Here is a 26,474-nt window from a genome sequence, read left to right as displayed (position 1 = left end):
CGGTTGTACCTGACACGCTACAGATGGATATTTGTGATCTCTGCACTGCTCATATTCATGATAGTTGCGCTCGTTCAGATCCATTATCAGAGGAAAATGGAGCAATATCAGCTCAGGGTCTTCCAGACCATCGTTCAGCGCTCTGTGGATCTTGTATCGAGTGGATACTTCCAGTGGACAGAGTTGAAAGAGGCCATAGAAAGAAACGATGAGGAGTTCATGGAAGAAGCGTTCGAAGAGATCAGAGGTCTCGATCCGTACATAAAGGAGATCAAAATTTTAAACGTTCCACCGGACTTCAAAGAAGAGTACTACAGGATAGAGTCCGATGGAGAAAGACTCTGGGCGCTGTTCAAGATATACGACAGCATGGGGGAGGAATTGATACCGGATAAGACCGCATACGTAGAGTGGGATGTGAATGGTATTCTGGATACGATTGGTGCTTCTGTGATGTTCCAGAAGGGCGGAAAAAAGACCTTCTGGAATCTGGAGTATAAAAGCAAGGCCAGGGGTAGTTGGTTTTCCATTTCATTCTGGAGTTCTCTGGGGGGCTTGTTTTTGATCGTAGTTCTTCACTCGATTTTTGTGAGATCCATCCTGAGGACTCACTATGAAACGGAAGGGCTCGAAAGGCTGGTATCCATCGTTGGGAAAAAAGACCACTACACCGCTGAGCACTCCAGAAACGTGGCAAAAATAGCATGTCTCATAGGAGAAAAGATGAACCTCAAAAGAAAAGAGTTGAAAATTCTTGAAATAGCGGGACATCTGCACGATATAGGAAAGATCGCTGTTCCAGAGCATATTCTGAACAAACCTGGAAAACTCAGCGATGAAGAGTTCGAGATAATCAAAAAACATCCAGTGGTTGGTGCAGATATACTGAGGGAGTATCCCGAGTTGTCCTTCACTGTACCTGTTGTCCTTTATCACCACGAAAGAATGGATGGCTCTGGATATCCCCTCGGGTTGAAAGACAAAGAGATACCTATTCTTGCAAGGATCCTTGCGGTGGCAGACGTGTTCGATGCTCTTACCAGCGATAGACCGTACAGAAAGGCTATGAAACCAGAAGACGCTCTCTCACTCATGAAGAAAATGCCGCTGGATCAGAAGATGGTCAGTATACTTGAAAAACACCTTTCAGAATTCATCAATTTGAAACTTCAAAAGTAACCCCAGCACGGCATTCCAGTAGATTTCCCTTGAATCTTTCTTTGAAAATGTCCACAGCCTTTTTTCCTGTACAGTGACATGGTGCTACAGTTTTCACATCGATCTTGTTGAAGAGCTCTACGATATCTTCTATTTCCCTTTCGGAGGATCTCAAAAGATGAAATCCCCCCAGTACCAGATGAATCTTCTTTTTAAACGTTTCCACAGCGTCCAGTACTATGTTGTCTATTCCGCGATGAGAGCACCCTGTAACGATGATCAATCCTCCCTTTGAATCCACCACCAGCGTTTGTTCGTCTTCGAAAAGATCTATCTTCCTTTCCTTTCCCACAAGAAACTCTCCAGAAAAGACTCTGTTTCTCAGGTTTGCAGGTCCCATAAGAAATACTCCTGGTTTGATTTCAACCACCTTTTCGCTTACAAATCGAGTTTCGTTCTTCGAAAGAACCTCTTCCCACTCAAAAGGAGCGCCTATGTATCTATCACCGGAATATTTTGGTTTCAGGGCTTTTTTCCTGATCCACAAACGCTTTCCGGTCAAAAGCAAAAGGCCACCAACGTGGTCGTAGTGACCGTGGCTTACGACCACATCCTCCGGGAGATTCACACCGAATCTTTCAGCATTCTTTAAAAACACACTGGATTTTCCCGTATCGAAAAGAACGGAATCCACCAGCGCGGAAAAGCCGTGTTCGTGTTCGAAGTCCCCCAGGGACGAGTCGTCACACAGGATATATATGCGCACTTTTTTCCCTCCACTTGAAAAATACTCAGGGGGCCTGTTGCCCCCTTCGTTTCACCACCAGCCTCTCCAGCCCCAGCCTCTTCTGTGTCTCCAGGCAAGACCCATTCCAAATCCCCATCCTCTTCTCCAGCCCCATCCAAAGCCTCTCCACCACATCCAGGGTCTTACCCAGCCCCACGGGCCAGTGTATCTGCACCATCCAAGTCCTCTGCCGGTCATCGGTCCCAGACCGAGTGGACCCGTTCCATCAAGCCTTGGCATATTACTCACCTCCTGTTTTCGAGTTCTTTCAATCTTTCCTCAACATATCTGAGTTCTTCTTCAAGAAACCTTTTGTAGTCCAAGAGCATTTCTTTTTCTTCTTCAGGAGTAGGCGGTGTGGGAGGATACTCGAAGTAAAACCACCACGGCCCTCCAAAACCGAATCCTCCTCTCCATCCTCTTCTCCAGCCAAATCCTCTGCCCCACCACATATTCTCACCTCCCATATATGTATTTTACATATATAGGATAAGAAGTCAAGTCTTCCACAGAGAAATTCATTATTCAGAGGAGACTTTTTCCCAGATCTTTCTGATCTCCTCGTGATAGTTTTTGAATATCTCGATCAATCTGGGATGAAACTGAGACGGGGTGGTCTTTTCATCTCCCTCGAGTATCACCTTCACAGCCTCTTCGTGTGTCAATGCTCTCTTGTAGGGTCTTTCCGATCGGAGAGCATCGTAGACATCGACCAGTTTGACAACCTGGGCCTCTATTGGGATATCATCGTCTTTCAACCCGAAGGGATATCCTGTTCCATCGTAGTTTTCGTGATGGTACAGTGCGATGTTTTTTGCCACTTCCAGTTCTTTGCTACCGGAGAGCAGTTCTCCTCCCCAGATGGTGTGCTTCTTCATGATCTCCCATTCCTCAGGCGTGAGTTTTCCCTTCTTGTTCAGTATCTCCTTAGGAACTTTTATCTTCCCTATGTCGTGAAGAGGTGCGTAGATGTAGATCTGACGCACAAGTTCAGATGGCAATTCCATCTTCTCGGCGAGAAACCTGGATATTTCCTGAATCCTTTTGACATGGCTTCCCGTTGGCTCGTCAAAACCCTCTACTATGTCTGCAAGTTTGTAAGCAAAGAATTCATAGGCTTCAGAGAGGGCTTTGCTCTTTTCTTCTATCTTCTGTGCCATTTTCTGGAGTTCGGAGTAAGACGCTTCCAGTTCCTCATAGGACGCTTCGAGTTCTTCTCTCTGGGATTCTATGATCGTTATCATGTCGGCCACGTTGTCTATCAGTTGATTGATTTCAAAAATGCTTGAGGATATTCCTGCGATATCGAAAACTCTGGAACGCAGGTACTCTTCTGCAGCACCCGAAAATTTCTCAAGCGGCTTTTCCAACTCTCTGTCGAGCAATCTTGTTATTCTTCTGACGATCGGAACAGAGAAAAGAAGCGAAAGTCCTATCACGTATCCCAGATGAAACAGAGAGTTTCTCAAGAAGGTGAGCAGCGGAACCTGCACAACGAAGAACATCTCACCCTTCTTTTTGAAAAAAGCAACACCGGAGATTTCCATTTTGAATCCTTCACTTGAAGATCTCAAATCTTCAGGATCGAGTCGAACGTAGATATCACCGTTTTGAAGAAGTACCGTACCATCATTTGAGGTCACATACATGCCAGAAAGCAAAAGATCTTTCATTACCCTATCAGGAACGATATCGATCGCAAGAACCCCCAGAAAATTCCCTTCTTTGTCAAAGATGGCCCTTGAAATGCCGAATGTGACCACTCCAAGTATTCTGTGAGTGAAGGGAGGTGAGATGACGGAAGTATTGGGATTTTCAACGGCAGATCTATACCATGGTCTTTTCCTTGGATCATAATCGGAAGGAAAGTCGTAGGGAGGATAGATGTAATACTTTCCATCTGGAGTTGCAAAGATCGGGTAGGCTATGTAATCTCCAAAGTGCTCACGGATCAGTTTTAAAACTTCCAGAATATCTCCAGGATTTTTGAAGTCTCCAGGGCGAGCCACAAAGAAGTTGAGAGTGTTCTGGTAGTTGTCTATCACCCGGTACCATTCACCCGATATCAGATCGATCTTCTCAAACCAGGATCTTTTGTCGATCTGGAACGTGATCATGAACACAAAAATGGCCACAGCGATTGATATAATAAAAACGAGCAGCAGATTCCTTTTGTAAACGAGATCTCTTACGATCTCACTCAATCTTCGCTGTGACATCTTATCACCTCGATTTTTATTTTCTCATAAATCGAGTGTCTCATCAAATCAGGAGGAAAAAACATGAAGGTAGGTCTTGTTCTTGAGGGGACGTATCCTTATGTAACTGGTGGGGTTTCAAGTTGGGTTCACACGCTAATAATCAATCTTCCAGAGTTCGATTTTGAAATATACTACCTGAAACCCGACAACAAAGTTCGGAGTGTCAAATATGAAGTCCCATCTAACGTGATAGCAATTCACGAGTTAAATATATTCGGAGACTTCCAGCCGAAAATCTCTGGAAAAGTTGATTTTGATCCTCTAGAAAGGATAATATCTGAGATTTCTTCAGGAAAGGCGATCGAATCGATAATTCCATTTGCCATTGAATTCATCGAAAAAAACACAGGAAAAAGCATCAGAAAGATGCTTAAAACAAGAAGATTCTGGAGCATCATGGTGAAAATATACGAAAATTTCTTTTCTGAAAGAGGCTTTACCGAGTACTACTGGATGATAATGAACCTTTTTCTCCCTGTTATCAATGCCCTCCAATTCACCCCGGACAGATGCGATATTTACCATGTGCCAAGCACAGGTTATGCTTCTCTTGTTGGAATAAATGGGAAAGTGATTTATGGTTCTCCACTTCTGATAACGGAGCACGGCATATACCACAAGGAGAGAGAAAGGGAAATCCTTCTTTCTTCATGGGTTCCCGACAGTTACAAACCAATGTGGGTGCAACTCTTTAGAATTATGAGCATGATCGCTTATGAAATGTCGGATCTTCTGACCACACTTTCTAGAAAGAATCAGGCTTATCAGTTAAAACTCGGAGCAGATCCAGAAAAAATGATCGTGATACCGAATGCTATAGATGTTGATGCTTACTCACTCCCAAAAGAGCCACACGAGGGTTTCATAATAGGATTCGTGGGGCGTGTCTCCAGAATAAAGGATCTGAAGACTGCAATCAGGGCCATCAGCCTTGTTAAAGAGATGATCGGCCAGCGAGAAAAACTGAAGTTTCTTGTCATAGGACCTGCAGACGAAGAAGATTATCTCACAGAGTGCAAAAGAATGGTTGAAGTTTTGAAACTGGAAGACACCGTAGAGTTTCTGGGACCTCAGAATGTAAAAGAGTACTATCCAAAAATGGATCTACTTCTTCTAAGCAGTGTGTCGGAGGGTCAGCCTCTTGTAATTCTTGAAGCCATGGCGTCTGGGCTACCAATTGTTGCCACAGACGTAGGTTCGTGTAAGGAGATGCTGTACGACAGGGATGGGCAATGTGGTATTGTCGTTCCGCCGAAAGATCATTTCTCCATGGCAAAAGCCATAGTGAGGATTTACGAAGATAATGAACTGCGAGAGATGTTCTCAAAAAACACCCGTAGAGTGGTTCAAAAATACAGGCTCGACCGCATGATCGAAAGTTACAGAAAAATCTATCTTTCGCTCATTGAGAAAAGAGTTCCTTCAATTTCCTGACTCCCTCAATATCCTTCCGCTTCAAAAGTTCGATCATAAGCATTTTATATATCAAAGGAGACTTCGTCTTTTCCAGACCTTCCCATAAAACTGTCGGATCTTTATCCACCCTGTATTTCATCACGAAATACTTCTCATCCTTCTCCATTCTTCCGATTCGAGCCAGGATCGATTTTTTGTAGTATTTTTCAACTCCTCCTGTCAAAAAATCCGATTCGAGATAATCCCAGACTCTCCCGTAAAAAATTCTGGTTTCTTCAAAAGGAACTCCGGAGAGAAATTTTTCCACGTCTTCAAAAGAGCGTTCCACCTTTCCCGTACTTTCTGTTGCGTAGAGTACAACATCCGAATCGGAATCCTTCATCAACCTCTTGGAAACTTTCATGAACGTCTCCAGAGAGACCTCACCTCTTTCAACGTCTTCTGAAACTCTCAAAATCGTTTCGCGCCTGGTGGTTGCGTTTTCGAAGAATACACTTTCTTTCAGAGATTTTCTCGAAATCTTTCTGAGCACTTCCATTTCAGTTGTTTTTTCCATACCTTCAAACGGTGGTTTTTTCCTTTTAAGGGGTACTATAAGGCCCAGAGGATAGGTCAGAGCAGCTATAAGTACCTGCGAAAGATCTCTGTTCACCAGAAAATTTATAACCAGATTCAAAAGAAAAATGACGAGCAGGAAGTCGTTTTTTCCGTTGATCCATAAACCAACGTTCAGAAGTCCTATAGAGAAGTTAATGAGATTCACAACTGACAAATTTGATCTCATCTATCTCACCTTCCAGACGCTTTTTAACTATGCCAAACCCGATTTCATCACATAGGGGAAGAAGTATCTTAAGAGAGACGTTGTCTTCATCCTCAAAGATTTTCACAGCCAGGTCGCTCTTTCTGAGAGCACTCAGGAGTTTTCTGAGGCTTCTTTTATTCAGTATCAAACAGGACTCTGTGAACGGAATACCGTATTGTATCTCGAGGGTTTTGTATTTTCTTTTTTCGTTCTCGTAGAACTCCGGTGGAAAGGTACCGTCATCCAGTCTGTACTTATCGTATCTGTGGAAGTCCAGCTTTCTCATCACCAGGTATATCCAATCTGCAAGAGACACAAGATACTCCTCTACCGTTTCAATCTCGAGCGTTTCTGCTTCCTCTACCGTTATCACTCCAAGTATCTCTTCATCAGTACCTATCTTCACAGCCAGCCACGGTTCATTCTGAGAAGAGACACTCTCTATAACATCAACAATACTACAAACTCCCTCTTTCAAAGCGTTTTCTACAACAACGGACTCTCCTTTCTTGAGTGAAAATCCAAGGTCTGGCTTTTCCGTTCCTGCTACAAATCTCAAAAAACCATCCTTGTATTCATAGATGAAAATCCTTTTCAAATCAAAGAACTCCGAAATCGTTTCAACGAATTTCTGGGAAAACTCCGCAAAATCATCCGTTGGAATTTCTCTCAGTTTCACAAGAAGCGAACTGATCCCTGCCCCTTCATAGAACATTTTGAGTTCCAGTGAGTTCAACTTCTTTCGTAGATCTTGAACAGTTTTACTTAACTCAGTCACATCGTTCTCCCTGTTTTTGAGATCTAAGGACAGACGTTCTATTTCTTTCACCCTTTTCTCGTTCATCAATGCAAGAACGGTAGATACACCGACAATTATGGAATTTGCCAGTGCAAAATCTTCAGGAAAGGCAAAACTCTGATCCCTCAACGTAATTGAAAGGATTACAGAAAAAGCGTAGGCCAACACATTGAACACGTGTACAACCAAATCGTACCTTACACTGAAGAAAAGAAGAGGAATCCAGTAAAAATTGAGAAAACTCTTCTCAAAGACATTCGTTTCGTATACGTAGTCAAAGAAGAAAACCACGGAATACGCGACAAGAACCTCCAGGAACCAGAGTTTTCTTCTTTTCCTCACTTTCTCAACTCCCCAAGTTTTTTAACCTCCACTTTGCTCTTCTCCAAACCCAGTGGTTGTTTCACATACTCTTCGTGAAGAAAATCTTTCGACCTGAACCGCAGAAGAAGATAAACAAATCCTGATGAAAAGGAAACGAAAAAACTGAGTCCAGGGAATTTTTCGATCGTCAAAACGGAAAGCAGGGTGTTTAACGTCAGCACCAGAGCAGAACTTTCAAAAGCAACCCAGTAATACTCCATATGAAGGACCAGAACAAGAAGCGACAGAAAAGATATATTCATACTCACACCCATACTGAGCCAGAAGAATATACCAACGAAATTCTCCGATAAATTGAACCACCCTCTGATAGGATGTGCCAGAAAGAAAGACGAAACAAGCGCTGCAAGATTCAGGGAAAGCATGCTGAAAAAGGCTTGTCTCAGAGAGATGGAAAGCTTTGCCATATTCTCTTTTATGGTTTTCAGAGGGGAGTTGTTCACAATGGACAACATGAGATTCTTATAGTCTCTTCTGAACACTGTTTCCATAGCAACGTTGAACACAGCAAGACTCGGTATAAAGAACAGAGCAGCAATAAACTTCGGTATATCGTACTCTGAAAACAAGAAAAACCCCGGAGATATCTCCTGGCCTTTTGCTTTCCAGATGATGAAGTTGTCGATCCAGATCGACAGGTAATAAAAATAGCCAACAAAGATCAACTGCGGATATTTTCCTGTCAGGGTCAGAAAACCAAATCCCATTCTTGTGGAATTTCTTAAGTAACTCAATACAAGATAGTTGAGCGCAAAGATGATCAAACCAATTCCCACGTCCAGCACCAGAAGGAGCTTTTCTGAAAAATCCGTCTGCCAGTATCTGGCAAGAAACACCGAAACTGAAAATCCAAGTATGAAAGAAAGCACGATCAAAGAACTCCTCTCAGTAACGGATGCAAACTGCATCTGTATCCACACAAGTGAAAAGCCAATCAACGCATAACAGGCAAGCACTTTCTGAACGGTGGAATATTGATCGTTCAAGATGAAGAACATCCATCCAACGACAAAAGACACCACAAAAACAAGAAGAACTGCTCCGATGTAACTTTCGTAGATTCTTCTGAAGTCCTTTCTGTAAATGCTGTCTGCCAGGAAACGGGATATCAGAAAAGACATTCCGCCTGAAATTATCATGGAGAATATGAGAGAGTAAGTCAAAACACCAAGGAAAAATGGGGAGGGAGAAAACCATCTGGAAACCCAGACTATGTAAAATAAGACAACCAGCCACGGGGCAAAGTATATGAACGTGGAATAAAAGAACGCTAGAGCGTCTGCAAAAAGGGTGTTCTTTGAAAAGAGCAAATCAAAACTCTTACCCGCCATTCAACAATACCTCCATTTTCCTTTCTTTCATCTCTATTACACACAAGCCATTTCTTTCATAGATCAACTCTCCACCTTGAATGGAAAAATCCTGATCACTCTTGAGGAAGAAATAGCGCGGGAGTTTTGCACGCGAATTCAATATCACATTTATTTTATCTTTATGATAAACGATTGTCGGTTTATTTTCGAAGTAATCTTTGAAGGTATCGTACAGTTCCTCAGGTGTCATATTTCTCAACCATGGGTAATTTCTTTTTATTACACGGAAAAATTCCCTCAGTTGTCCAAGCATGTACTCCCAGTTTCGGCTCTCCGGATTCCTGTTGGAACTGATCACATCGTCAGGATGGGTGAAATAATGGAAAGTTCCCATGTTCAAGAGAGTGGACATGGTTTCAACAAGAAGTCTCTGAACAGGATAGTGCCCACTTGTGGTCCTCGGCAAAATCAATACATCCTCGAAGATTTCGTACTCACTTGTTTCGGTTTCTGCCAAATAAGAAGTCCCAACGATCTTTATCGAAGGAAAGATCTCTTTCAAAATCTCTATACTTGCCTTATCAATTTCGTTGTTGGGAGCCACAAAAAAGAAAGGAACATACGATTTTGAAAGTTCATTCAGGAAAGTCTTCAAAGCTTTGTAAGAGATCTTCAATTCATCGGGATTCCAGTTTTTTTGTAGAGGAGGAAGATGGTTGTATCCATGCAAGCCCACATTCACATCCTTTGCTTCCAGAAGCGTCTTTAAAAAATCAAGAGTGACCCTGCTCTGCAAAAACTCAAGAAAACCAACGTACTCAGGTTTGTTGTTGTAACTTGTTATCAGCGCGGTAAACGGCCTCATAGAATACTCTTTGCACAGCTTTTTCATATCTTCCCACCAGATCTTGTAATAGAATATTTCATCCGCCGTACCCGTTATATCGTGCTTGATACCATAAGACGGAAGGGGAAAATCATCAAAGAAGATGGAAAAAACATTTACAATGGGAGAGACTATCAAACCAGATGAGACAAGAAATTCATTAAACAGAATTCCTCTGGACCACTTTTCGAGAAGATCGGGAGGAAAGTACACAAGAGTTCCCTTACCTCTTTTCACCATCCAGGAAACAGGTGTTCCGTCTACCGTCATGAAAACCTCTGCATCTTGAGGAGCAGGTCTGTAACTAACATAGTGATATCCCACGTTGATGTTTTCTGGGATGTAAAGATGCTTTTTCTCAAGTACAAGATTTCCAGTTATTGAATGTGTCCCCTTTCCAAGAAAAATAACACTTCCTCCGTTTTCAATGTAATTCTTCACGTCCTCTCTTTCCAGAAGAGTATCTTCGGTTATCACCACGCCCTTATAGTAAGAAAGAGGATACCTGGGCGATGTGTCCACTTCGAAAAGAGCATTCTCGAACGTCTTTTTTACATGAGTGTTCTCCTTCAAAAGAAGAATCCGGTTTGTTTTGTTGAAAAGAAGAATGTCTCTTACGATCTTTCCCAAATCTATCACGGCATTGCCTCTTTCGTCGAAAGCATGCTCAAAAATTGCCATTCCTCCACGTTCTCCATAAAAAATCACCGGGTAATTACCTCTGCTCGTCACGGCGTACATCAGAACTTTTACAGTCGGCGAAAAAATCGAAAATCCATCGAAAGATTTCCTCACGGGGAGTGTCACTCTTTTCAGGAGATATTCCTGATCGACTTTCAGATCTAGAACATCCTCCTGACGCCAGTTATACTCATAGCGAACACCGATAAGATTCAACAAAGCATTTATATCAGAAAGGCCAGGACTGTCTCCCGATGGATCTTCAAAGGCTCCAAGGTTGTTTATTACAAATATTTTTCCTCCGTTGAGAACGTATTCCGATAGTTTTTTCAGATAGATCTTTGCGTTTCTCATCTTCGAGGAATAATAACAGGTCACAACAAGATCGTACTCTGAAAGATCAGGCAGTTCTTTTTCCACATCAACCAGATCGTAATCTTCGTACAGGTTTTTCAGGACAGGGATAATATAAGATGAAAGCACATCAGTTCCATATCCATTCTCAGAACCTTTGTAAAGAAGGAGAGTCCTAGAAAGGGTCAGATAGGAGATCAAAAATAACATCACTAGGAACATCTTTTTCACATGAATCACCCCGGAGGTGGTTTCTACGAAAAGAAATTTGCTCATTTCTATAATAGCATTGATCATAGCTTCGTGTGGCATGACCTTTCAAGATGAATGGGAGATACCTTTCAAAAACTGGCTCTATCAACTCCAGAATGCTGATCCCTCTGAAATTGCTTCCTCTGGTTTTGAACTCGCCGTCATAGATTATTCCAGAGACGGAAGTGAAAAGGGTGAATACTCCCAGGAGGAAATAAAAATCATGCTGGACGCAGGAGTTGTTCCTGTTGCGTACCTGAACATAGGACAAGCGGAAGATTATCGTTTTTACTGGAAAAATGATTGGTATGAAAATCCCCCTGAGTGGCTTGGAGAAGAAGATAAAATGTGGCCAGGAAATTACTTCGTGAAATACTGGTATCCGGAATGGAAGGATATAATCTTTTCTTACATCGATAGGATCCTTTCACAGGGATTCAAAGGTGTGTATCTGGATAGAGTCGATTCCTTCGAATACTGGTCGTCAACGGGACAGATCTCAAAAGAAGAGGCAGCCAGGCGGATGATAGATTTGATTGAAGATATAGCAGAATACATCAGAAAAGAAAATCCTGACATCCTGATAATCCCACAGAACGGCGAAAACATCCTTGAGTTCGACGATGGGCGAATACTCTCGTTCGTTTCTGGCTGGAGTGTTGAAAATCTCTTTTACTTAAAAACCACACCACTTCCAGATGAAGAAACTGAGAGTAGAATACATTACCTGGATATGTTGAGGTGGCACGGAAAATTTGTTCTCTCTGTTGACTACGTGGACGACGGTAGTGATTCTTTAGAAAATCTGGAGCGCATTCTGGATTATTACAAAAAATGTGAAGAAAAGGTTTACATTCCCTACGCAGCCAAATCTGATTTGCAACTCGATGAGGTAAATATAATAGAGGGAATACAACCTGCGGAATAGTTTTCGGAGGGATGAAAACAAATATGAGGATAGGTATTATTGCTGAAGGTACTTACCCTTACATTACAGGAGGTGTTTCAAGTTGGATCCAAACACTTATCTCCAATCTTCCAGAATTTGAGTTTGAAATCTATCACTTACGACCAGATTCAAAAAAGAGAGAAGTCAGGTACAAAATACCAAAAAACGTGGTTCGTGTACACGAGGTAAACATTTTTGGGGATTTCGATCCCGATATCTCTGAAAAGGCCGATCTTTCAATGCTCGACACCATAACAGATGTAATTGTAAAAAACCGAAGCTTGGAAGAACTGGTTTCTATACTAGAGAATTTTATAGAAAAAAATGCCGGAAAGTCTTTTTCCAAAATATTCTCTAGTAAAGAATTCTGGAACCTTGTAGTTAAAACATACAGAAACTTTTTCAGTCATAGAGGATTCACTGAATACTATTGGGTCATCAGAAATTTGATTCTCCCCATCGTAAATTCTTTGAATTTTGTTCCTGAAAAGTGTGATATATTTCACGTTCCAAGTACAGGCTACGCCTCTCTTGTGGGGGTTGTGGGAAAGTTTCTTTACAATGTCCCACTAATAATAACAGAACACGGGATTTATCATAGAGAAAGAGAAAGGGAAATAATCATCTCTAAGTGGCTTCCCGAAGACTACAAAACCATGTGGATTAATTTGTTCAGAGCAATTAGTATGATAGCGTATAATACCTGTGACTCATTAACCACTCTTTTTAAAAAAAATCAACTCTTTCAGCTGGAACTTGGTGCTGATCCGAAAAAAATGGTGATAATACCTAACGGAGTTGATGTAGACAAATTTGATATGCCCAAAGAAAAACACGAAGGATTTATAATAGGTTTTGTCGGAAGAGTTACCCGAATAAAAGACGTAAAAACAGCTATAAGGTCCATAAGAGTAGTGAAAGATGTCTTAAGAAATAAAAAGATAAAATTTTTGATAATCGGCCCAACAGATGAGGAACAGGATTATTATGAAGAATGCAAAAAACTATCGAAGAACCTTTTTTTGGAAGATGTGGTCGAATTCCTAGGACGACAAAATGTAAGGGAATACTATCCTAAACTGGACCTTCTTCTCCTAAGTAGCGTATCAGAAGGACAACCTCTCGTAATACTGGAGGCTATGGCAGCAGGTGTTCCTATTGTAGCAACTGACGTAGGTGCATGTAAAGAAATGGTTTATGATGAGGAAGGACAATGTGGAATTATTGTACCTCCTAAAAATCACATTATGATGGCAAAAGCTATTTTAAAATTGTACGAAGACGCAGAGCTGAGAAAAGTGTTTTCTCAAAATGCGAAAAAAATCGTTCGCAAGAAATACAGGCTTGATCTTATGATAAAGAGGTATAGAGATCTTTATCTTCATCTGGTAAGGGGCCAAACAGCATTAAAAACCTGAGTTTTTGATAATCTTTTTTCTTTAATAATTCCTTCAAAAGTTTTTTATACAACACCTGGGATTTTGTTTTTAAAAATCCCTCTATGAGTATGAATACATCTCCTTTAATCTCATAAAGCAGAGCAAAGTATTCTGGTTGTGAGGGTGGTATTTTCTTCAATCCCTCAAGCAACATGTTCCTATAAAAAATTCCGACTTCTCCATCTAAAAAACCTGATTCTATATAATCTAAAACATTTTTAATGTTCTTTTCATTTAAGTTCTTAATAATCTCATCTAAGGATTCTTCAACCAACCCAAAGTATTCTTCTATTTTTCCAATCGCTTCTGATGCGTACAATCCAACATCTGGATGTGGGTCGAGCACCATTTTACGGAAAACAGAAAGAGCCTTATCCGAAGATATTTTTCCATCTTTAACATCTTCTACGATTTGAAGTATTAGTTTCTTTTTTTCATCTGGAGTTCCAAACAAAATAGTTCCTCTTAAAGGAAGTATTTCCAGCCTTTTTTCCTTTAGAACTGGAAAGTCTTCTTCAATTTCTTGATCATAAATTCGAAAATCGATCTCTTTTTTCTTCGAAAAAATGATTAATCCAAAGGGATATGTAACGAGTGCTATCATAGATTGTGATAGATCTTTGTTTAAAGCAAAATGTACGACAATGTTTATCACTATGACTAAATCGAACATACTGTTTTCTCCATTTAACCACATCAAAAAGTTGATTAAAGCGATTGAAAAATTGATTAAATTAACAACCTGAAAACTCAATCGTTTTTGAAACATGTTTTAATCTCTCCATAATCGATATTTGTCCTATTTCATCACAAAAAGGCAAAAGTATTTTCAAAGAAATTCTATTGCCATCATCTTTAATTTTTGCTATGATATCATCAGATCTGATAACTTTCAGAACGCTTTTCAATTCATCATTATGTATTGAAATACAGATCTCTGAGAATGGAAGACCATATTTTTCAAAGAAGTCTGCCAAACGTTGCTTAATTTTATTATAAAAGTCAACAGTGTATGTTCCATCTGGTAGCTTGTATTTTTTCATTTCCTCCTCAATTCCTTCCAGTTTCGTAGCAAGCCATACCGAAAGAATCTTCAAGTTTTTCTCTATGCTATTCAAAAGAATGGGTTCTTCAAGTTCTTCTACGATGATAACTCCTATGATTTTTTCCTCTCCAACTCTGACAGCCAACAAAGGTTCTCTTTCAAGGTGAGAAACCTGATTGAAAACTTCAAATATTGAACAACTTCCTTTTTCCAGAGCTTTTTTTATCACCAGCGATTGATTCTCCGAAGCAGAAAATCCAATTGAGGGATTACCTATACTGGCAATTACTCTTAAAAAACCATTTCTATATAAGTAAAAGCCTGCTTTTTTAATCTCCAAGAAAGTTGTTACTTTTTCCAGAAAAATATATGCAAATTCCCTTAAATCTTCGACATAAACCCACGATAAATCTAGCATCAAAGTGCTTATTCCTTCATTTTCATAAATTAATTTTGCTTTTAACTTATCTATAACATCTTCTAGATAATTAATATATTTTTTAGATGACTCCAATTTCTCTTCTGATCTCTTTAATTCCTCTTTTAAAAGCTTTATTTCGATGATGCGATTTTGATGGAATAAAGAGGAAATAAAAGCTGAAAGTATTATGCAATATTGTAAAAGTATTTCTCCAAGATTATACTCTCTTTTCGAAATGAAAAGCACAAAGAGAGAATACATTAAAATATTTAAAAGTTGAGCAGCAATATTATGTTGTATCGAAAAAATTATTAATGGTATGATATATAATTGTTCAATATATTTATGTTCAACAATCAAAGTAACAGAGTACACGACTAAGTAAACGATCAATACTTCGATCAAAGAATATGTGTTTGTTTTTTTGCTTTCAAGGTTTCCAAGATATTCTTTCAGCTTTTTCCAAGCCATGAGGTTGAGAGGAGTAAATTTTGAATATCAAATCTTTTGTGTTCATTTTTCTTAAAAGAAATGCAGACCCACTAAGAAACGCTAATAGAAAACCTAACCCCGGTACTGTCGTACCACAAATTATCGTTGAAATCGAATTTACAGAGAAGGAAATAGAGACCCCTATAAGAGCTTCTCTATAGTAACTGAAATACAAATAAATCGATAGCATAGACAAAAAGATAACATTGAAGGCATGTCCAACGGTTCCTATTCTAAAAACTGTTATTGAAAATTCAGAAAACCATTTGTTCAAAAATCGGCTTATTGATATATTTAAGATAGTTATTATAATAACCATAGATGTTGTTTTGAGAAGAATATATTTTATGGATAATTGTATCTCCCTCAAATGCGTCTCTATTTGTTCAAGAGTTTTGTTGTTTTTTATAGCTGAGAAAAACGATAGATACTTTTTCAGAAAACTAGTTTCAATGCTCAGACTGAATAAAATAATAGCCGGTACAAAAGAAATGCCTGCTATAAAAAATGGAAAATCGTAGTCAGGAGATACGATGATATTTGGAGCCACCTCTACTCCTTTCTTGAACCACATGAATATGTTATCAATCCAATAGGAAAGGTAATAAAAGAATGCCAATAAGGGTAATTCAGGATATTTTCGCGCGTAACGAAAAAAATCAAACCTAGGATGAGTAGAACTTCTTAAATATCTGGTGATAATCCCATTTGCTATAAAAGTCAGAAAATTCATCACAGATGTAATTATTATAATCAAATATTTCTCTTCAAAAGTTTTTCCAAATGTTCTAAAGAACATTATCAAAAACAAGAAAGCAGACAATACAGGCAAAACGAACAAGTGTGTTTTTTCAATGCTCCCAACGAACAATAAAACAAGTCGCAAAACCGAGAAACTAACAAATAACCAAATAGCAAGTGTTTTGTACTGATACGCCCTGAAAATTGTGATACCAATTACAAAAGATAGTAGGGTTACAAGAAATATTGATCCTGAATAGTTTTCATAAATTCTCTGAGAATCTTTTAAATACAAAAAGTCTGATATCAATCTTGTCAAAATCAGCACAAATCCACCTAGAAGCATGGTCGAAACAATGAATGAATATGATAGAATCCCAAGTGTAGAAGGTGAAACAGGAACACCAAATTTCGATGCTAAAATTATGAGAACCAAAGGAATAAACCACAAGGAATTATTCTCAAAAAACGAAACAAGGAAAACCAGTGAAGCACCTAAAAATGTATCTCGGAAGAACGGAAACTTGAAATAAATTCCAGCCATTCCCGATTACCCCTGTAGTTTTTGTATATTTTAGCATAACGAGTGAATGTTCTCAACAATTTTTAATTGCTCCTGCTCAAGAAATCCATACGTTTTTCAACGCATAAATATCCACTTTGAGAAGATAAGATTCGATGTCAAGCATGTTGTAGATCCCTTCAGGATGTACTCTGAAAGAAAGCGCGACGGAATCGTTGAAAAACATCTCCACAGAGCACGCGTCGATGAAGAGACGTACTTTATCGGTTTCTCTTCGCTGGACTTTCACTTCTTTTGTTACTCCTTTCGAGATGCCAGAACGTGTCGTGTCCACTACGAGGGTGTCTTTCTCTACGAACAGTTTGATCACTTCACCAAGTTCACTTTGAAGGGCCAGAGAAAGGTTTCCCTGGAAACTGCAACACACCTCGTAGCAGTTTTTGTTCGTGTTTATTCTGTACGTTCCAGAAGATTCTTTTTCCAGGATCTTTCCCGTTCTGAGCGTTTTCAGTTCCTCAATGGGCTTCACTTTCAACTCACCGTCTTCCACGTACAGTTCTCTGGGGAGGCTCATGACACCGTTCCATCCTTCTTTCTCCGTTGGATACAGATCCGTTCTGTGCCAGTTTTGAAGCCATCCGATAACTATCACCCTATCTGTTCCATAGAACGTCTGGGCGGCATAGAAGTCCGTTCCGTGGTCCAGAAGGCCTTTCTTTTCAACGCTTAGTTTTCCTTCCTTCAACTTTCCAAGAGCAAACAGAACACTGTTTGTACTCGTTACAGAGTAGATGAGAACGTCTTTTCCACCGATACTGACAAGATCGGGACACTCTATCTCCTTTGTACTTTCATCTTCAAAGAGCACACCCTCGTAGTCCCAGTGTACAAGATCTTCGGATGTGTAGAGAAGAACCATTCCGATTCTTTTGTCTTTTCCAGATCCAAGAACCATTCTCCATTTGTTTCCAATCCTGTTCACTTTTGGGTCCCGGAAGGCGTGTATACCTTCTTCTGGTGGCTTCGATATCACAGGGTTGTTTTCGTACTCTACAAAATTCCACCCATCTTCACTCGTTGCTATGCACTGGACTTCTTTTTCGCCTTCGTTGTGTTCTGGATCTCGAAAATAGGTGTACACGAGTACCATCTTTCCATCCTTTTCGACCGCACTGCCGGAGAAGACTCCGTGTGTTTCATCCTTCGGATAGAGTGCAACAGGAAGATGCCTCCAGTGCACAAGATCGTCGCTCACAGCATGCCCCCAGCAGATGTTCCCCCATCTGGGTTTCTTCGGGTTGTACTGATAGAACATATGGTATTTTCCCTTCCAGTGGATGAGTCCATTCGGATCGTTCATCCAGCCCGTTATAGGGAAGAAGTGGTAGTGGGGTTTGAACATATCACTTCCCCTCTCCTATCTCTTTCAGAACCTCGTTCACCACTTCGAGAACTTCTTCGTGAACGAGTCCGTTGGAGAAGACAAAATTCTTCGAGAAAACGTTTGCCTCTTTTCCGGCAAAATCTGTCACCGTTCCTCCCGCCTCTTTCACAACTATCAGGCCTGCTGCGATGTCCCACGGATTGATCCTCCAAGTGACGAAGAAATCCACCCTCCCTGCTCCCACGTAGCAGGCGTTCAGCGCCGCACTCCCCAGAATTCTCACTCTCCTTGTTTTCTTTTCCATCTTCTCGATAAACTTTCCGGTGAAATCCACATAGCTTCCCGTTGATCCCACGCACTCTTCAAGACTTGTGTTTCCAGACACCCTGATCCTTTCACCGTTCAAAAAAGCACCCCCGTTTTCTTCGGCGTAGAGTGTTTCGTTGAGTGCAGGAGCGTGCACAACTCCCATCTTCACCTCTCCATTCTCCACGTAAGCGATGGAGATGGAAAAGTTGGGAAGTCCATGAACGAAGTTTATCGTCCCGTCTATGGGATCTATTATCCAGAGTTTTTTTCCGTTCTCCGAGATTCCCTCCTCCGCTATTATGTTCTCATCCGGAAAAACCTTTCTGATCTCCTCCACTATCATCTCCTGGGCCTTTTTGTCTATTTCCGTCACGATGTCTTTGAAACCGGTCTTTTTCTCCACACTGTCCACCTTTCCCCAGTGAAGCATGAGAAAGTGCCCAACCCTTCTCAGGAGTTTTATCGAAAAGTCCAGTCTGTCCAATTCGATCCCTCCCTCCAAAAAAACTAACGGCTCCCTTAGAGGGAGCCTTCTGGTGGGTGCGGCAGGACTCGAACCTGCGACCTCTTCCTCGTGAGGGAAGCGCTCTCCCACTGAGCTACGCACCCATCCGTCTATGGATTTTACAACAAAATCTCCATTATGTCAAAACACCTTTTATGATCATCTCCGTTGCTTCTTCCTCTGTGAGGCCCTTCGCCATGAGTGTCTCGAGCTGTTTTGCGTTCACCCTTCCTATCGAGGCTTCATGGGTGAGTTCAGAGGTGTCGTTTTTCACCACAAGGACCGGAAGGGCTCTCACATCCACCGCATCTCCTTTCGTGATCTCAAGACATTCCACGTGTCCTCTGGTGTGAGGAGCGTTTCCATAGACTTCGTTCACAACAGAAACCCTCGATCTGTCCAGTGCAACCGCGTTTGTTTTGGCAAGACCCCTTGCTCCTTTTCCGTTCAATCTCAGTATCTCCTTCACCTCTACATCGTCGTCTTCGATTGCCTTTACTTTCGTGTAGAGCTCTCCTACTGCATCCCTTTCCAGCTCGGCGTCCATGAACACCCTCAAAGTCCCTATCCTGGTTTTCACCAGAGTGAACGTGTTCCGGTAAACGGCACCCTCTCCAACTTCTGCTATCGATCTTGTGATCAGGTTTATGGATCCCGTTTCGCTGTGCATGTGCTCGTCGTGGTACTCCATCCAGGCTCCTTCTTCCAGTTCCACGTTCATCAGCGCATCGTGAGTGAAATCCTCCGTCCAGGGAAAGACGCAGTGGGCCACAAAGATCGCCTTCGCACCTCTTTCCAGTTTTATGTTGAAGATCACCCGCTGAAGGCCCTTTTTCTCGAGGTACCCTGTGCACACGTGAACGGGATACTCCACCACCACACCCTCTTTTATTCTCATGTCAACCTGTACGCCGTTTTCTATCCGATGTGGTGTGAGTTCCACTCCCTCGACACCGTTCAGACCTATGACCTTATCACCGCTTATTATTATCGATGCGATCCTTCTGTCGAGAAATTTAGAAACGTCCCCTCCTGCCTTTTCGTAGGCTTTTGCCAGCGCTTCGAATTCCTTTCTGTAGTCTTTGACTATCATCCGATCATCTCCTCTTGCGGCTCGTTCGGGTGATCACACTTGTCACAGCTGTTTTTGTAGAACTGAACGATCGTTGACGGATCTCCTTCTTTCAGAATGGTTCCATGGCAGATGAGGAAGGCATAATCGCTTTCCAGGGCAATCTCTTCTCTGTGGGTGACGAGAATCACAGAACCACCCGCACTCACAAGTTCGGAAAGGACCCTTTCTATCATCTCAAGGCTCATGATGTCTATTCCTGAATCTGGCTCGTCCAGGATGGTGTACCTGGGTTTCATGAGGAGGATGCTGGCAAGTTCCACTCTCTTTCTTTCGCCACCGCTCAGTTTCTCATCGACGTTTCTTTCCAGATAAAGAAGAGGGTTCAACCCCACCGTTTCAAGCACTCTTTCGAGTTCATCCTCTGAAACCTTTCTCTTCCCACCGAGCGTCAGATAGTCTCTGATTTTTATTCCCGTGAAACGAGCGGGTTCCTGCCACATGAGGGTGATGCCCCTTCTGGCTCTTTCCGTCACGGAAAGGTTTGTTATATCCTCCCCGTCGAGAAGGATCTTTCCTCTTGTGGGTCTGTATCCCTCAAGTCCCATGATGAGATAAGCGAGGGTGCTCTTTCCTGCACCGTTGGTTCCAAGAATGGAGTAAACCTTTTTCTCTTCAAAACGGGCGTTTATCTCCCTCAGAATGGTCTTTCCTTCCACTTCATACCAGATATCGACGAGTTCCAGCACCTTCATCACCTCAAGAAGAGTTTAGCACCAGATCACCTGTTCAGTACCAGAAGTTCCACAAACTTTACTGTAATGTAAACATAAGACAACACAGAGACAAAGACAAGGGCAGGAAGATACATTCCAAACAGCGAAAAGACGAAGATCACAAACAATCTGACGTCCCTTGAGGCAAAACCAGAGAGTTTCCCCACCAGCGCAGGGTGCGTACCGAACACCTTCCCAACACTGTGAAGATAGCTCACCATCAAAGATCCACTGACGGAAAGAATCGACCAGAGAAGAAGAGAAAAGGAAAGACCCCCTTCAAGATACCCGTAAATTGAAACGCCGAGAACAGCAAAAATATCGACGAACCTGTCGAGCATGGTATCGAAGAAGGCCCCCCAGTTTGAACTCATGTTTCTGGCACGGGCGATTTCTCCATCGACCCCGTCTAGAATGGAAGAGATCTGAATGAAGATCGCCGCAAGCCACGGCATTTTGATCAGATAGAACGGAAAAGCGATCATTCCAATTAGAAAACTGACGAAAGACATTTGGTTTGGTGTTACGTTCCAGTTCCTTTTCAGGATGAAATTCGTTATCCTTGTGGAGATTCTTCTGTTCAGGAGGGAGGAAATCCATCCATCTGTGGTCTTTCTCAGCATGGTATCCCCTCCTTTATCCTTTCCATCAGTTCGTACACCTTTTCGTTCAGATCCTCCGGTGAGTCTATCTCCGTCCACGGTGCATCCTCAAAATCAAACACCTTCACAATCATTCCAAGATCGACGGCCTTCTGCAGAACATGGTACAGGGAAATCTCCTTCGACCATGAAAAGACATCCCTGAGTTGATAGACCTTTTTCGTCACAACGAAAACACCTGTATCGAAGTAGTTGTACTCATCGATTTTCTTCCCTATTCTGATGATGCGGTCATTTTCATCAACGAGTACTTTGCTTGCTTCCTGAGGATCTATCAGGTCTTTTCTTTTGCTCACACCCAGTTTTATGTGAAACTCATCCTCATCGAAGGCGTTCTTCAGCGCCTCCGGTGGAAAAATCGAGTCACCACAGGAGAGAAAAAACCTCTCGCTCTTCACGTGGGGCTCGGTCAGAAAGAAAGAATAAGCGTTCCCAAGTTCAACCCTGCTGTTTTCTATCACAACACCTTCCACACCGAGATCTTTCAGAACTTTCCTACCATAGTCTTCGTATCCTTCAGATACAACCATCACGAACCTCTCGACACCGTTTTTCATCAGAGAGATCATCGGATATTTCACCAGTTCACAGCCGTTGAATCTATAGAAAACTTTGGGAATTTCTCCAGTGACCGTCCTCAGCCTTTTTCCCACACCCGATGCCAGTACGACCGCTTCTTTCACCGCATCACCTCCATGAAAGAGAAAGAGGGGCGAAAGCCCCTCACAGCCATTTTGGTTTCAGTCCCGCCCAGATCCTCATCTTCTCGTACGCGATGATCCTCGGTATGTTCTTTCCTTCAAATGGACCGGGATTCTTCATGTAGAAGGCGTTCACAGGATAGACTGTTCCGTACTCTTTCCTGTTGAGGGCGATCTTTCCGAGTCTTACAAGATCCACAAGAAGACCTCCAAGGGCTGGACTGTCGTTGATCCTTCCGCTTATCATGAGTTCATCGGTTGCACCGTTGAAACTCGTGTACTCAATGTGGATCGCTATGAACTTTTTGTCTCCGAGGGGTTCAAGATAGCCCGTTGGTTTTATGTAGTGCGGTGCATCGTAACCGAGGATGTCTTTCACGATACTGGACTTTGTGAACTCTTTACTCTTGTTCTTTCCTTCATCGGTGAGTGCAAGAAAGTCCATGTTTCCACCTATGTTGAACTGTGCGACATCTTTGACATACCTGTTCCTCTGGGCAAGATGGCTCAACACGTCTGCCGTGAATGGGGTCGCACCCGTTGCTCCATCGTCTCCAAAGACCACAAGATTGTTCCCTTTTGCGAGTTCGACGAAAGCCGGATCGTTCGCTATGTAAGTCGGTATCACGTTCACAAAGGCTGCTCCACCGCGTTTTTTCGCATACAACGTTGCCGCGTAGGCGTACACCTGTGTGGCTGTGAGCCTTTCTTTATCGTTGTTTTCTATGGCTTTGAGCAGTTCTTCCTTGTTTCCGAAAGGCTTGAACGCTTCGGTGGTACAGGTGTTCACTATCACGTCAGGGTCGAGTTTAGACCACTCATCGACGAGCCTTTCAATGGCCTCTTTCAGGGTCATGCTGTCTTCGAGTCCTTCTGCTTCGATGGGAAGGTTCTTCACGCTTCCAAGGTGTACTCCCGTGGAAACGACGGGATCATCGGACAGAGAGTTCACATCACACCAGTACTGACTGACCACTTCACTCAGTTTCTTTCCAATCTTTGCCCTGTCCACGTCGTAGCTTCCCACGATCCTGATATCTTTGAAGTCGATCGGAAGTTCTCCTGCAAGCGGCACACCGTAAGGTTCGATCTCTCCCTTCTTGAGTTTTTCAAGACCTGCAACGAAGGTGCTGGCAACGTAGCCCTGACCAAGAATCAGGACTTTGACCATGTACCTTCACCTCCTGTCAGATTTTTCATCGAGGGGTTGTTTCAGGAAAGAAATTGTGGTGGAGGAAGTTTGTAGCAGTAGCCGATTCTATTATACCACATTTTGACAATCATATATTTCTATTGCTTTTCATAAAGATTAAAAATCTGAAGCGCGCGGTGTTTACTTTTCTTGTGAATACAGTAACAACATGGTGTACTCCCTTGACTTTTGTCGAAAAATAGTGAAAAATATAACGTGAAAAGGTTCACGATATTGGAGGAAAACAACCGATGACAATCCGGGTTTGTATGGGAAGTTCCTGTTACCTGAAAGGTTCCTACCGGGTAGTTGAAAAACTCAGGGAACTTCAGAAGGACTACAACTTCAAACTCTACGGTTCTCTCTGCTTTGGAAGGTGTTCTCAGGGAATCTGTGTTGAAATAGACGGGCGTCTGTTCACAGGGGTGTCCCCTGAAAACGTGGAGGAACTGGTAAAGAAGGTGCTTCAGAGTGCCTGAACTTATATTCTCAAAAGAAACGGATTGCAGGTACTGTTACAAGTGTCTGAGAAACTGTCCTGTCAAGGCGGTTTCTTTCAGATCCGGTAAATCCACCGTGGTGGTGGAAGAGTGCATATTCTGTGGAACGTGTCTGGAGGTCTGTCCCCAGAGTGCAAGAATCTACAGAAAAGACACGGAGAAACTTTTGAATCTTCAAAAACCGTTTCTTGCTTCCATCGCACCTTCGTTTTTTGCCTACTTCGAAAATCCACTGAAGGCGATTGGATCCCTCAAAAAGATGGGAGCCATGGTCGTTCAGGAAACGGCCGTTGGGGCAGAGATCGTCTCAAGAAGGTACACCGAGGTCTTTGAAAAAAGTGATGCCCCCGTTGTGACAGCGGCGTGTCCTGTGGTCGTAAACCTTGCAGAAAAACACTTCCCGCATGTTCTGAAGTATCTGACACCGGTTGACTCCCCTCTCATGGCCCACGCAAAGTTTCTGAAAAAGCGCTATGGAGACTTTCCTGTTGTCTTCGTGGGGCCCTGTATAGCAAAGAAAGAAGAGAGCAGCCTCGTGGATATCGTCCTCACGTTCGAAGAACTCGAAGAAATCATCGATGAAACACAGGCAAAAGAGACACTCCCCGATCCTCCGTATCCAAGCAGGGCAAGATTTTTCCCGACAACGGATGGAATCAACTACACCGTCTCCATCCCCTGGGAGAAAAAGATGGTGGTGGAAGGGATAGAAAACCTGATGAAAGTCTTTTCCCGAATCGACGAATACAGAAATGTTTTCATCGAGGCATCTGCCTGCTATGGAAGCTGTCTGAACGGCCCCGTGATGAAAAAGAAGGGTGCAGGAAAAGACAGGATCCTTGAGTGGCAAAAGAAGCTTCCAGAAGAACCGAAGATAGATTTCTTCGAAATAGAAACATTCAGGCCCTTCAGGAACAGATCCAAAAGTGTAGACGTTCCTGAAGAGGAGATCAAAAAAGTTCTCGTGTCGACCGGAAAAGACGACCCAAAAAAGGAACTGAACTGTGGTGCCTGCGGATACGATTCGTGCCGTGAGAAAGCGAAAGCGGTCGTCCTTGGAAAGGCAGAAAAGGAGATGTGCTTTGTGTACCTTCTGGATCTGGTGAGGTCATCCAGTTACAGGGTTGTCGAAGAGTCTCCCAACGCCGTCTTCGTTCTTAAGGAAGGAAAGGTGATCTACAGAAACAAGCTGGCGGGAGATCTGGCAGGAAGTGACCCGGAAATACTGACAAAAGCGATGAACATGGTGGGGAACATGCTGTCACTTGACGATAAAAGATTCTTCTTCGTGAAGAGATTTTCACTCGAGGAAGGAGAAGAGGTTCTCATGCTTGTGGATGTCACCCAGGAGAAGTTAAAAGACGAAGAACTCAACAGACTGAAACAGGAGACGCTCAAAAAGGTCGAGGAGATGCTGAACAAACAGATGAGAATCGCTCAGGAAATAGCCGGTATTCTCGGTGAATCGATTGCAGAGACAAAGAGCAGTTTCCTGGAACTGAAGATGTTCATGGGGGGAAACGATGCTGACCTGTGATGTGTTCTTCGCCTCGAAGAACAAAAAGGGTGAGGAAGTCTGTGGAGACTCGATCAGGGTGAAAAAAGAGAGTGAAAAAATCGTGGTCAGCATCTCCGATGGACTTGGAAGCGGTATAAAGGCGAGCATTCTTTCAACCCTTACCTCAACCATTGCAACAACCATGCTGGCGAACGGTCTTGCTGTGACAGATGTCTTCAGAACGATTCTCGCCACGCTTCCTGTTTGCAGGGTGAGGGGAATCAGTTACTCCAACCTGTGCTCCGTGGTGTGTGATTTCAAGAACGAAATCTGTACCGTGGTGGAGTACGAGTTTCCCGTGGTGATGCTTTTCAGGAAGAACAGACGGATTCATCCAGAAAAGAAGAGCATCAACATAGAGGGAAGACAAATTTCCATCTGGGAATTCCATCCTGAGGAAGGAATGATACTTTTTCTTGCAACAGATGGACTCTCACAGGCGGGAATGGGAACGGAGCTTTTTCCCTTAGGTTTTGGAGTTGAAAACATCGAGGGCGAAATAAGACACCTTCTCAGAAACCATGTTCCTCCCGAAGATATCGTCAGACACTTTGTGAGGCTTGCAGAGAAACTGGACAGAGATGTGAAGGGAGACGACACACTCGTTGCCTGTTTGAACTTTCGTGAAAAGCGCATTCTGAACCTGTTTGTTGGACCACCTGAGAGGAAGGAAAAAGATGAAGAGTACGTGAAAAAATTCCTGAGTCTTCCCGGGAAAAAGATCGTGTGTGGTGGTACCACGGGTCAGATATTCGAAAGAGTCACTGGAAAGAAGGTGGAGATAGATCTTTACACGTTCTCAGAGAACTCTCCACCCGTTGGATACATGGAGGGAATCGATCTTCTAACAGAGGGGATCGTCACGCTGACTCAGGTGTTCAGATACCTTGAGGGACAATCCGAAGAGATGGGGTACGGAGCGAAATTCATCGTGAAAAACCTTCTGGAGGCCGATGAGATCAATTTCTTCGTTGGAAGGGCGATAAACCCGGCTCATCAAAATCCACTGTTCAGTCACGACATATCCCTGAAGTTCAGACTGGTGAAGGATATCGCTCACATCCTTCAGGAAAGAGGAAAAATAGTGAACGTTCAATACTGTTAGGAGG

Annotated in this window: 25 protein-coding genes and 1 tRNA gene; 7 read left to right on the top strand and 19 right to left on the bottom strand. The window is 42.5% G+C overall.

The features are described 5' to 3' along the window. Positions 1-3: 3 nt before the first annotated feature. Positions 4-1,179, top strand: a complete 1,176-nt coding sequence (locus tag CTN_RS09970; protein WP_015919584.1) for an HD-GYP domain-containing protein — start codon at positions 4-6, stop codon at positions 1,177-1,179. Here CTN_RS09970 and CTN_RS05420 read toward each other — a convergent pair. The 4 genes from CTN_RS05420 to CTN_RS05405 all read right to left on the bottom strand — a co-directional run bounded on the left by CTN_RS05420 (position 1,157) and on the right by CTN_RS05405 (position 4,164). Beyond that, positions 1,157-1,924, bottom strand: coding sequence for an MBL fold metallo-hydrolase (locus tag CTN_RS05420; protein WP_015919583.1), 768 nt, complete (start codon positions 1,922-1,924; stop codon positions 1,157-1,159). The two genes, CTN_RS09970 and CTN_RS05420, sit on opposite strands and share 23 nt — an antisense overlap. 51 nt (positions 1,925-1,975) lie before the next feature. Next, a complete protein-coding gene (locus tag CTN_RS05415) occupies positions 1,976-2,185 on the bottom strand; it encodes a DUF5320 domain-containing protein (protein ID WP_015919582.1) in 210 nt (69 codons plus the stop codon). Positions 2,186-2,190: 5 nt separating this feature from the next. Then, entirely contained in the window at positions 2,191-2,397 is a 207-nt protein-coding gene (locus CTN_RS05410; protein ID WP_038067528.1) for a DUF5320 family protein, read from the bottom strand. A gap of 69 nt (positions 2,398-2,466) precedes the next feature. Beyond that, complete coding sequence (locus CTN_RS05405; RefSeq protein WP_015919580.1) at positions 2,467-4,164, bottom strand: HD domain-containing phosphohydrolase; 1,698 nt, start codon at positions 4,162-4,164, stop codon at positions 2,467-2,469. Between the two features lie 63 nt (positions 4,165-4,227). Here CTN_RS05405 and pelF (CTN_RS05400) point away from each other — a divergent pair, with 63 nt between their 5' ends. Further along, positions 4,228-5,640: a GT4 family glycosyltransferase PelF gene (gene pelF / locus CTN_RS05400; protein ID WP_015919579.1), complete on the top strand. Its 1,413-nt coding sequence runs from the start codon at positions 4,228-4,230 to the stop codon at positions 5,638-5,640. Here pelF (CTN_RS05400) and CTN_RS05395 read toward each other — a convergent pair. The 4 genes from CTN_RS05395 to CTN_RS05380 are packed head-to-tail and all read right to left on the bottom strand — an operon-like array spanning position 5,609 to position 11,054. Further along, positions 5,609-6,385, bottom strand: coding sequence for a hypothetical protein (locus CTN_RS05395; protein WP_244857326.1), 777 nt, complete (start codon positions 6,383-6,385; stop codon positions 5,609-5,611). The genes pelF (CTN_RS05400) and CTN_RS05395 overlap by 32 nt on opposite strands. After that, positions 6,372-7,568, bottom strand: a complete 1,197-nt coding sequence (locus CTN_RS05390) for a GAF domain-containing protein (RefSeq protein WP_015919578.1) — start codon at positions 7,566-7,568, stop codon at positions 6,372-6,374. The genes CTN_RS05395 and CTN_RS05390 overlap by 14 nt, the downstream gene beginning before the upstream one ends. Then, on the bottom strand, positions 7,565-8,941 hold the full coding sequence (gene pelG / locus CTN_RS05385; RefSeq protein ID WP_015919577.1) for an exopolysaccharide Pel transporter PelG: 1,377 nt from the start codon (positions 8,939-8,941) through the stop codon (positions 7,565-7,567). Before pelG (CTN_RS05385) ends, CTN_RS05390 begins: the two co-directional genes overlap by 4 nt. Beyond that, positions 8,931-11,054, bottom strand: coding sequence for a DUF2194 domain-containing protein (locus CTN_RS05380; RefSeq protein ID WP_244857325.1), 2,124 nt, complete (start codon positions 11,052-11,054; stop codon positions 8,931-8,933). Before CTN_RS05380 ends, pelG (CTN_RS05385) begins: the two co-directional genes overlap by 11 nt. Positions 11,055-11,133: 79 nt before the next feature. Between CTN_RS05380 and CTN_RS05375 the strand changes: the two genes are divergently transcribed. Next, a complete protein-coding gene (locus CTN_RS05375) occupies positions 11,134-12,024 on the top strand; it encodes an MJ1477/TM1410 family putative glycoside hydrolase (protein WP_244857324.1) in 891 nt (296 codons plus the stop codon). 23 nt (positions 12,025-12,047) lie between these two features. Next, positions 12,048-13,463 carry a GT4 family glycosyltransferase PelF gene (gene pelF / locus CTN_RS05370; RefSeq protein WP_038067522.1) on the top strand — a complete coding sequence of 472 codons (1,416 nt, stop codon included), beginning with the start codon at positions 12,048-12,050 and terminating at the stop codon, positions 13,461-13,463. Here pelF (CTN_RS05370) and CTN_RS05365 read toward each other — a convergent pair. From CTN_RS05365 to CTN_RS05315, 11 genes are all read right to left on the bottom strand, one after another. Then, positions 13,396-14,139, bottom strand: a complete 744-nt coding sequence (locus CTN_RS05365; protein WP_161595587.1) for a hypothetical protein — start codon at positions 14,137-14,139, stop codon at positions 13,396-13,398. The two genes, pelF (CTN_RS05370) and CTN_RS05365, sit on opposite strands and share 68 nt — an antisense overlap. Before the next feature lie 79 nt (positions 14,140-14,218). Next, positions 14,219-15,421, bottom strand: a complete 1,203-nt coding sequence (locus CTN_RS05360; protein WP_038067514.1) for a hypothetical protein — start codon at positions 15,419-15,421, stop codon at positions 14,219-14,221. Continuing rightward, complete coding sequence (pelG, locus tag CTN_RS05355) at positions 15,381-16,727, bottom strand: exopolysaccharide Pel transporter PelG (protein ID WP_015919572.1); 1,347 nt, start codon at positions 16,725-16,727, stop codon at positions 15,381-15,383. Before pelG (CTN_RS05355) ends, CTN_RS05360 begins: the two co-directional genes overlap by 41 nt. A gap of 76 nt (positions 16,728-16,803) precedes the next feature. Continuing rightward, a complete protein-coding gene (gene bfrA, locus CTN_RS05350) occupies positions 16,804-18,108 on the bottom strand; it encodes a beta-fructosidase (RefSeq protein ID WP_015919571.1) in 1,305 nt (434 codons plus the stop codon). Between the two features lies 1 nt (position 18,109). Continuing rightward, entirely contained in the window at positions 18,110-18,883 is a 774-nt protein-coding gene (gene suhB / locus CTN_RS05345) for a bifunctional fructose-1,6-bisphosphatase/inositol-1-monophosphatase (RefSeq protein WP_038067511.1), read from the bottom strand. A gap of 50 nt (positions 18,884-18,933) precedes the next feature. Then, positions 18,934-19,008: transfer RNA gene (locus tag CTN_RS05340), tRNA-Val, on the bottom strand. 32 nt (positions 19,009-19,040) lie between these two features. Continuing rightward, positions 19,041-19,997, bottom strand: coding sequence for a SufB/SufD family protein (locus CTN_RS05335; RefSeq protein ID WP_015919569.1), 957 nt, complete (start codon positions 19,995-19,997; stop codon positions 19,041-19,043). After that, positions 19,994-20,725: an ABC transporter ATP-binding protein gene (locus CTN_RS05330; protein ID WP_038067506.1), complete on the bottom strand. Its 732-nt coding sequence runs from the start codon at positions 20,723-20,725 to the stop codon at positions 19,994-19,996. The genes CTN_RS05335 and CTN_RS05330 overlap by 4 nt, the downstream gene beginning before the upstream one ends. 32 nt (positions 20,726-20,757) lie before the next feature. Beyond that, entirely contained in the window at positions 20,758-21,375 is a 618-nt protein-coding gene (locus CTN_RS05325; RefSeq protein WP_015919567.1) for a CDP-alcohol phosphatidyltransferase family protein, read from the bottom strand. Beyond that, a complete protein-coding gene (locus tag CTN_RS05320) occupies positions 21,369-22,097 on the bottom strand; it encodes a phosphocholine cytidylyltransferase family protein (protein ID WP_015919566.1) in 729 nt (242 codons plus the stop codon). The genes CTN_RS05325 and CTN_RS05320 overlap by 7 nt, the downstream gene beginning before the upstream one ends. Before the next feature lie 40 nt (positions 22,098-22,137). Further along, on the bottom strand, positions 22,138-23,286 hold the full coding sequence (locus CTN_RS05315) for an inositol-3-phosphate synthase (RefSeq protein ID WP_015919565.1): 1,149 nt from the start codon (positions 23,284-23,286) through the stop codon (positions 22,138-22,140). A 272-nt stretch (positions 23,287-23,558) separates the two neighbouring features. On the opposite strand from CTN_RS05315, the gene CTN_RS05310 reads away from it, so the two are divergent. The 3 genes from CTN_RS05310 to CTN_RS05300 are packed head-to-tail and all read left to right on the top strand — an operon-like array spanning position 23,559 to position 26,470. Then, positions 23,559-23,786, top strand: a complete 228-nt coding sequence (locus tag CTN_RS05310) for a (2Fe-2S) ferredoxin domain-containing protein (protein WP_015919564.1) — start codon at positions 23,559-23,561, stop codon at positions 23,784-23,786. Continuing rightward, on the top strand, positions 23,779-25,344 hold the full coding sequence (locus CTN_RS05305; RefSeq protein WP_015919563.1) for a [Fe-Fe] hydrogenase large subunit C-terminal domain-containing protein: 1,566 nt from the start codon (positions 23,779-23,781) through the stop codon (positions 25,342-25,344). Before CTN_RS05310 ends, CTN_RS05305 begins: the two co-directional genes overlap by 8 nt. Then, the gene (locus tag CTN_RS05300) at positions 25,331-26,470 is read left to right on the top strand and encodes a SpoIIE family protein phosphatase (protein WP_015919562.1); all 1,140 of its coding nucleotides are present in this window, start codon (positions 25,331-25,333) and stop codon (positions 26,468-26,470) included. Before CTN_RS05305 ends, CTN_RS05300 begins: the two co-directional genes overlap by 14 nt. The last annotated feature ends 4 nt before the right edge of the window (positions 26,471-26,474 follow it).

The organism is Thermotoga neapolitana DSM 4359, from assembly GCF_000018945.1.
Lineage (GTDB): Bacteria > Thermotogota > Thermotogae > Thermotogales > Thermotogaceae > Thermotoga > Thermotoga neapolitana.
The sequence above is the reverse complement of the archived record's forward strand: the minus strand, read 5'-3'. Positions and strand labels throughout refer to the sequence as shown.